This is a genomic window from Streptomyces sp. NRRL S-495 (assembly GCF_000966955.1).
In the GTDB taxonomy this organism is placed as follows: Bacteria; Actinomycetota; Actinomycetes; order Streptomycetales; family Streptomycetaceae; genus Kitasatospora; species Kitasatospora purpeofusca.
Map to the genome: position 1 here is coordinate 20,564 of NZ_JZWY01000327.1, position 6,621 is coordinate 27,184.

6 protein-coding genes are annotated in these 6,621 nt (G+C 72.6%); 3 read left to right on the top strand and 3 right to left on the bottom strand.

Annotation, left to right across the window (positions count from 1 at the left end):
• Positions 1-51 precede the first annotated feature (51 nt).
• Positions 52-2,250, bottom strand: coding sequence for an MMPL family transporter (locus VR45_RS17855; RefSeq protein WP_045940770.1), 2,199 nt, complete (start codon positions 2,248-2,250; stop codon positions 52-54).
• A gap of 160 nt (positions 2,251-2,410) precedes the next feature.
• Here VR45_RS17855 and VR45_RS17860 point away from each other — a divergent pair, with 160 nt between their 5' ends.
• Positions 2,411-3,034, top strand: a complete 624-nt coding sequence (locus VR45_RS17860) for a TetR family transcriptional regulator (RefSeq protein WP_045940771.1) — start codon at positions 2,411-2,413, stop codon at positions 3,032-3,034.
• A 97-nt stretch (positions 3,035-3,131) separates the two neighbouring features.
• Here the strand turns inward: VR45_RS17860 and VR45_RS17865 are convergent, their stop codons facing one another.
• On the bottom strand, positions 3,132-4,085 hold the full coding sequence (locus VR45_RS17865; RefSeq protein WP_107084205.1) for a LysR substrate-binding domain-containing protein: 954 nt from the start codon (positions 4,083-4,085) through the stop codon (positions 3,132-3,134).
• Positions 4,086-4,278: 193 nt separating this feature from the next.
• On the opposite strand from VR45_RS17865, the gene VR45_RS17870 reads away from it, so the two are divergent.
• Together VR45_RS17870 and VR45_RS17875 are read left to right on the top strand one after the other, a co-directional pair.
• Positions 4,279-4,830: a peroxiredoxin gene (locus tag VR45_RS17870; protein WP_030397082.1), complete on the top strand. Its 552-nt coding sequence runs from the start codon at positions 4,279-4,281 to the stop codon at positions 4,828-4,830.
• Positions 4,831-4,833: 3 nt separating this feature from the next.
• Positions 4,834-5,376: an alkyl hydroperoxide reductase gene (locus VR45_RS17875; protein WP_045940772.1), complete on the top strand. Its 543-nt coding sequence runs from the start codon at positions 4,834-4,836 to the stop codon at positions 5,374-5,376.
• A 71-nt stretch (positions 5,377-5,447) separates the two neighbouring features.
• On the opposite strand, the gene VR45_RS17880 is transcribed toward VR45_RS17875, so the two are convergent.
• Positions 5,448-6,621, bottom strand: a 1,174-nt coding sequence (locus tag VR45_RS17880; RefSeq protein ID WP_052709176.1) for an AI-2E family transporter, incomplete at its 5' end; no start/stop codon positions are given.

Consider the following 6,621-nt stretch of genomic DNA (forward strand, 5'->3'; position numbering starts at 1 on the left):
GGCGCGGTGTGCCGGGGGCAGCCCCTCCGCCCTGCTCGGGTCGGACCCGGCTCAGACCCGCTCGGGCAGCTTGGCCCCCGGCTCGGCGGCGGCCGCGCCGGGCGCCGGCTCCAGCCGGGCCATCAGCTGCTCGCCCTCCATGTCCACCCGCGGCACCACCTTGTCCAGGCTCTTCGGGAACCACCAGGCCGCCCGCCCGAACAGCGCCATCGCGGCCGGCACCAGCGCCATCCGCACCACGAAGGCGTCCACCAGCACGCCCACCGCGAGCGCGAAGCCGATCGGCTGGACGATCGGGTCGTGGCCGAAGACGAACGAGCCGAACACCGCGACCATGATCAGCGCGGCCGCCGTGACCACCCGGGCGCCGTTCTTCACCCCGGCCACCACCGCCTCGCGCGGCTCCATGCCGTGCACGTGGTGCTCCTTCATCCCCGAGACCAGGAACAGCTCGTAGTCCATCGCGAGCCCGAACAGCACGCCGATCAGCAGGATCGGCACGAAGCTGACCACCGGGCCGACCTTGGGCACGTCGATCAGGCCGTCCAGCCAGCCCCACTGGTAGACCGCGACGACGGCGCCGAGCGAGGCCGTGATGGAGAGCAGGAAGCCGGCCACCGCCTTCAGCGGCACCAGGATCGAGCGGAAGGCCAGCGCCAGCAGCACCAGCGCGATGCCCACGATCACCGCGACGAACGGCGGCAGCGCGTCGCTCAGCTTGGCGGAGACGTCGATGTTGGCGGCCGTGGTGCCGGTGACGTCGATCCGCGCGCCGGTCTCCGCCCGGAGGGCGTCGCGCTGGTCGCGGATGTCGGTGACCAACTGCCGGGTGTCCGCGTGGTCCGGGCCGGTCTTCGGGATGACCGGGACCAGCGCGGTGCGGCTCGGCCCGTCCAACTGCGGCGGGAGCAGCGTCTGGACGCCCGGCAGCGCGCCGAGCCGCCCGGCCACGCCCTGGACCGCCTGCTCCGGCTGCGCCGCCCCGGCGGCATCGACCACCACGACCAGCGGCGCGTTGAAGCCGGGGCCGAAGCTGTGGTCGACGAGGTCGTACGCGGTGCGGGCGTCGGTGCCCTTGGCCTGCGAACCGCCGCCCGGCAGGCCGAGGGTGAGGCTCGCGGCCGGCACGGCGAGCGCGACCAGGGCGGTGAGGCCCACCAGCAGCACGGCGAGCGGACGGCGCACCACGAAGCCCGCCCACCGCTCGCCGAGCGTCGTGCGCCCGGTGGTCCGGCGCCGCCGGACCGGCAGCCGGTCGATGCCCCGGCCGGCGAAGCCGAGCACGGCGGGCAGCAGGGTGATCGCCACCAGTACCGCGACCACCACGGCCGCGGAGGCGGCCAGGCCCATCACGGTCAGGAACGGCACCCCGGCGACGGCCAGCCCGGCCAGGGCGGCCACGACGGTGAGGCCGGCGAATACCACCGCGCTGCCGGCGGTCGCGTTGGCGCGGGCGGCGGCCTCCTCCGGCTCCAGGCCCTCGGCGAGGTGGCGCCGGTGCCGGGAGACGATGAACAGGGCGTAGTCGATGCCGACCGCCAGGCCGACCATCAGCGCCAGCACGGGCGCGGTCGAGATGACCTCGAAGGAGCCGGCCACGGTGAACACCCCGGCCATCGCGATCCCGACCCCGACCAGCGCGGTGAGCAGCGGGAGCCCGGCCGCGACCAGCGACCCCAGGGTGACCACCAGGACCAGCCCGGCCACGATCAGACCGATCACCTCGCCGCCGTCGACCTGGGCCATCTTGTTGTAGGCGTCGCCGCCGAAGGCCACCGTGACGCCGGCCGCGCGGGCCGGGTCGGCCGCCGCCCTGACCGCGTCGCGCTGCTGGTCGGTGATGTCGCCGAGCTTGCTGTCGAAGGAGACCAGGCCGAGCGCGACCGTGCCGTCCGGGGAGAGAGCGCCGGTGGCGTACGGGTCGGGGATGCCCGCGACACCGGGGACGGCGGCGATCCGGGCGACCGCCTCGCCGACGGCCCGGGCGTTCTCGGGGGCCGCGATGCCGCCGGCCGCGTCGCTGCGGAAGACCACCTGGGCGGAACCGTGGCCCTGCGCCGGGAAGGTGTCCTTGATCCGGTCCAGGGTGGCCTGGGCCTCGGTCCCGGGGACCTTGAACTCCTCGGTGGTCTTGCCGCCGAAGGCCGCGGCCCCGCCGCCGATCGCGATCAGCAGGGCGAGCCAGACGGCGAGGACGGTTCTCCTCCGACGGAAGCAGAGGCGGCCCAGGCGGTACAGGTACGTGGCCATGCGTGCACCTTCGATCGGGTCGTTCGGGCAGGCGGGAGTGCGGTGATCGGTCGTCCTCCTCACCGTACGCGCAACTTTGTCGCATGACAAAGTCGAGCGACGCGAACGTTCGACGAGATCATTCGATCCGGTTGTCCGAACATGGCGATACCCTGGCCCAATGGCTCATGTCCCGGCCGCCGAGCGGCGCCCCCAACTGATCCAGGCCGCGATCGACCTGATGGCCCGCGAGGGGATCGCCGCGGGCAGCACCCGCGCGATCGCGGCGGAGCTGGGCGTGGCACAGGCGACGGTGCACTACACCTTCGGCACCAAGAAGGACCTCTACCGGGCCGTCGTCGAACAGCTGACCGCCGAGTTCATCGGCCAGGTCCGGGCCTCGGCCCCCGCCGAGGGCCCGTTCGGCGAGCAGGTCCGGACGATGGTCCACGCCCTCTGGGACAGCGCCGTCGGCGAGGACGGCAAATGCGCGCTGATCACCGAGTTCTCCGCGATGGCGCTGCGCGACCCGGACCTGCAGGAGACCATGCGGGCGCTCCAGCACGAGATCGAGGACACCGCCGCCGCGCTGCTCACCGGGCTCGCCGCCGCGCACGGACTGACGCTGCCGCTGTCCGCCCGGGAGGTCGCGGTGTACTTCCTGGCCGGCTTCAACGGCCTGAGCGACCGCTACCTGGTCCTCAAGGCCGCCGGCGAGGACCCCGAGGCGGAGTCCCGCCGGGCGCTCGACCTGCTCGTCGCCACCACCGTCGGCCTCTGCCTCGGCACACCCGCGCAGCCCTGAACGATGCCGCGTCCGCGCGGTCCTGACTGCCCGCCGGGGGCGGGCGGCCATGACTGCTCGCCGAGGACAGGCGGTCCCGAGGCGTCCCCCGGCCCTGTCAGGACTGGACGATCCGGACCGGCAGCTCGGCCAGCACCTCCCGCAGCGAGGCCGCGAAACGGTCGTACTCGCCGCTGCGGGCCGAGCCCGGCCGGGCGGCGAGCCCGATCCGGCGGCCCGGCGCGGGCGCGGCGAAGCGGACGGCGGCCAGCCGGTCGGCGCGCCCCGCCTCGACGTCCAGCGCGGTGGCGGGCAGCAGGGTCACCCCGAGACCGCCGGCCACCAGCTGCACCAGGGTGGACAGGCCGGCCGCCCTGGTGGTCGAGCCGCCGGGGTCGGCGCCGACCTCGCGGCAGATGTCGAGGGCCTGGTCGCGCAGGCAGTGGCCCTCCTCCAGTAGCAGCACATCCAGGTCGAGCAGCACGTCGCGGGCCACGTCCACCTGCCCGGCCAGCTCGTGCTCGGGCGGGGTGACCAGGACGAAGTCCTCGTCGAACAGCGGGATGTCCCGGGTCGGCGAGGCGCCGCCGGCCGGCAGCGCGAGCAGCAGGACGTCCAGCCGCCCGGCGGCCAGGCCCTCCAGCAGCGAGGGCGTCCGCTCCTCGTGGACGTGCAGCTCCAGCTCCGGGTAGCGGTCGCGGACCAGCCGCAGCACGGTCGGCAGCAGGTACGGGGCGACGGTCGGGATGACGCCCAGGTGCAGCGGCCCGGTGAAGGGCCGGCGGGCGGCGTCCACCTCCTCGGTGAGCGCCTGCACGGAGGCGAGCACCCGGCGCGCGTGCTCCAGCACACGCTCACCCAGTGGAGTGATCATGACCCGTCGCGTCGTACGCTCGACCAGCTGCGCGCCCAGCGACTCCTCCAGCGCCGCGACCGCCCCGGAGAGGGCCGGCTGACTCGTACCGGTGGCCGCCGCGGCCTCGCGGAAGTGCCGGTGCTCGGCCACCGCGACGAAAGCCCTGAGCTGGGCGACCGTCGGCGTCCGGGGGCTGCGCGAGGTGGCGTTCCCCACAGTGGCATCGGGTTTACGGGCGGTGGCCCTGCGACGGACGGGGCGGGAGGGGGGTGTGGGGCTGTTGATAACTCTCTCCGATCAATCACATCGAGTGTAGCTATTTCCCTGATCAGTCCACGATGTGGAATGGTGGAGACCGTTCCGCAAAACGGACAAACTCCCCTCAGTCTCAACTTCAGGAGAAGCGAACGTGCTCACGATCGGTGACAAGTTCCCCGAGTTCGAACTCAACGCCTGCGTCGACCTGGACGCCGCGAACGCCTTCGCCGAGATCAACCACAAGTCCTACGAGGGCAAGTGGAAGATCGTCTTCTTCTGGCCGATGGACTTCACCTTCGTCTGCCCGACCGAGATCGCCGCGTTCGGCAAGCTGAACGACGAGTTCGCCGACCGCGACGCCCAGATCCTCGGCGTCTCCGGCGACTCCGAGTTCGTGCACCACGCCTGGCGCAAGGACCACAAGGACCTCCGCGACCTGCCGTTCCCGATGCTGGCCGACGTCAAGCACGACCTGATGCGCGCCTGCGGCGTCGAGGCCGCGGACGGCACCGCCCAGCGCGCCGTCTTCATCGTCGACCCGAACAACGAGATCCAGTTCGTCATGGTGACCGCCGGCTCCGTCGGCCGTAACCCGAAGGAGGTCCTGCGGGTGCTGGACGCCCTGCAGACCGACGAGCTGTGCCCCTGCAACTGGACCAAGGGCGAGGACACCCTCGACGCCCAGGCCCTGCTGGCCGGCTGACCCATGGCCCTCGACGACCTGAAGTCCGCCCTCCCGGACTACGCCAAGGACCTCAAGCTCAACCTGGGCTCGGTCATCGGCAACTCCGACCTCCCCGCCCAGCAGCTGTGGGGCACCGTGCTCTCCTGCGCGATGGCCACCCGCAGCCCCGCCGTGCTGCGCGAGCTGGAGCCCGAGGCCAAGGCCAACCTCTCCCCGGAGGCGTACAACGCCGCCAAGGGCGCGGCCGCGGTCATGGGGATGAACAACGTCTACTACCGGACGCTGCACCTGCTCTCCGACAAGGAGTACAGCAGCATGCGGGCCGGTCTGCGGATGAACATCATCGGCACTCCCGGCGTCGAGAAGGTCGACTTCGAGCTCTGGTGCTTCGCGGTCTCCGCGATCAACGGCTGCGGCCAGTGCCTCGACTCGCACGAGGCCGTCCTCCGCAAGGCCGGCGTCGACCGCGAGGTCGTCCAGGCCTCGATGAAGATCGCCGCCGTCCTCCAGGCCGTGGCCGGAGTCCTCGACTCCGAGGCCGCCCTGGCCGGCATCAACGCCTGACCCGGCACCATCGCGAAAGGGCCCCTCGCCCCGGACTCCGGTCCGTGGGCGAGGGGCCCTTTCGTGGTTGGTCAGGGGGTGGGGGGATGGGGGCGGGTGGCCGCCTCGCGGGCGGCTTCGAGGGCGGTGAAGACGGCCTGGCCGGCCTCGTTGCGGCGGCGGAGGTGGGTGACCACGGTGTTGGTGACCGCGATCAGGGGGACGGCGACGATGGCGCCGCCGATGCCGCCGATGATCGATCCCGCGGCCACGCCGAGGACGACGCCGAGCGGATGGACCCGGACGGCGCGGCCGAGGATCAGCGGCTGGAGGACGTGGCCCTCGATCTGCTGGACTGCGATCAGGACCACCAGCACCATCAACGCCGTCCACGGTGTCGTGGTGACGAGCGCGATCAGGACCGCGACGGTGCCGGTGACCAGCGCGCCGACCAGCGGGACGAAGGCGCCGAGGAAGATGATCACGGCGAGCGGCAGCGCCATCGGCACGCCGAGCAGCTGGATCCCGACGCCGATGCAGACCGCGTCGATGAACGCCACGCAGACGGTGCCGCGGACGTAGGCGGTGAGCGTGGCCCAGGCCTTGGGGCCCGCGCCGGCCATCGCGTACCGGGAGTGCCTGGGCAGGCCGCGCAGCGCCCAGTTCCAGATCCGCTCACCGTCGTAGAGCAGGAAGAAGGTGGTGAAGAACGCCAGCAGCACGGCGGTCAGCACCTCGACCGCGATCTGCGCGCCGGTGATGCTGGCGGAGGTGATCTGCTCGCTGTTGGTGCTGATCGCCTTGGTGATCTGGTTGGCGAAGTCGGTGATCTGCTGCTCGGTCAGGTGCAGCGGCCCGGTGATCAGCCAGTCCCGCAGCTGGTCGACACCGGCCTTGACCTTGCTGGTGACGGTCTCCAGGTTGGTGGTCACCTGCCAGACCACGAACCAGCCGACCAGCCCGATGCCCGCCAGGCCGCTCATGAACACTCCGCCGGCGGCCAGTGAGCGCGGGACCCCGTGCCGGCGCAGCCAGGAGACGGTGGGCTCCAGCAGCGCGGAGATCAGCAGCGAGGCGAGCACCGCGAAGGCGACCAGCCGCAGCATGTCGACGATGTAGAAGACGACGTAGAGCGCGGCGCCGAGCAGCAGCAGCCGCCAGGTGGACTCGGCGGCGACCCGCAGGCCCCACGGCACCGCCTCGGCGGGGGTGGCGGGCCGGCCGAAGTGGCCGTGCGGGGGCAGCGGGGCGGCGGCGGGGGCGGCC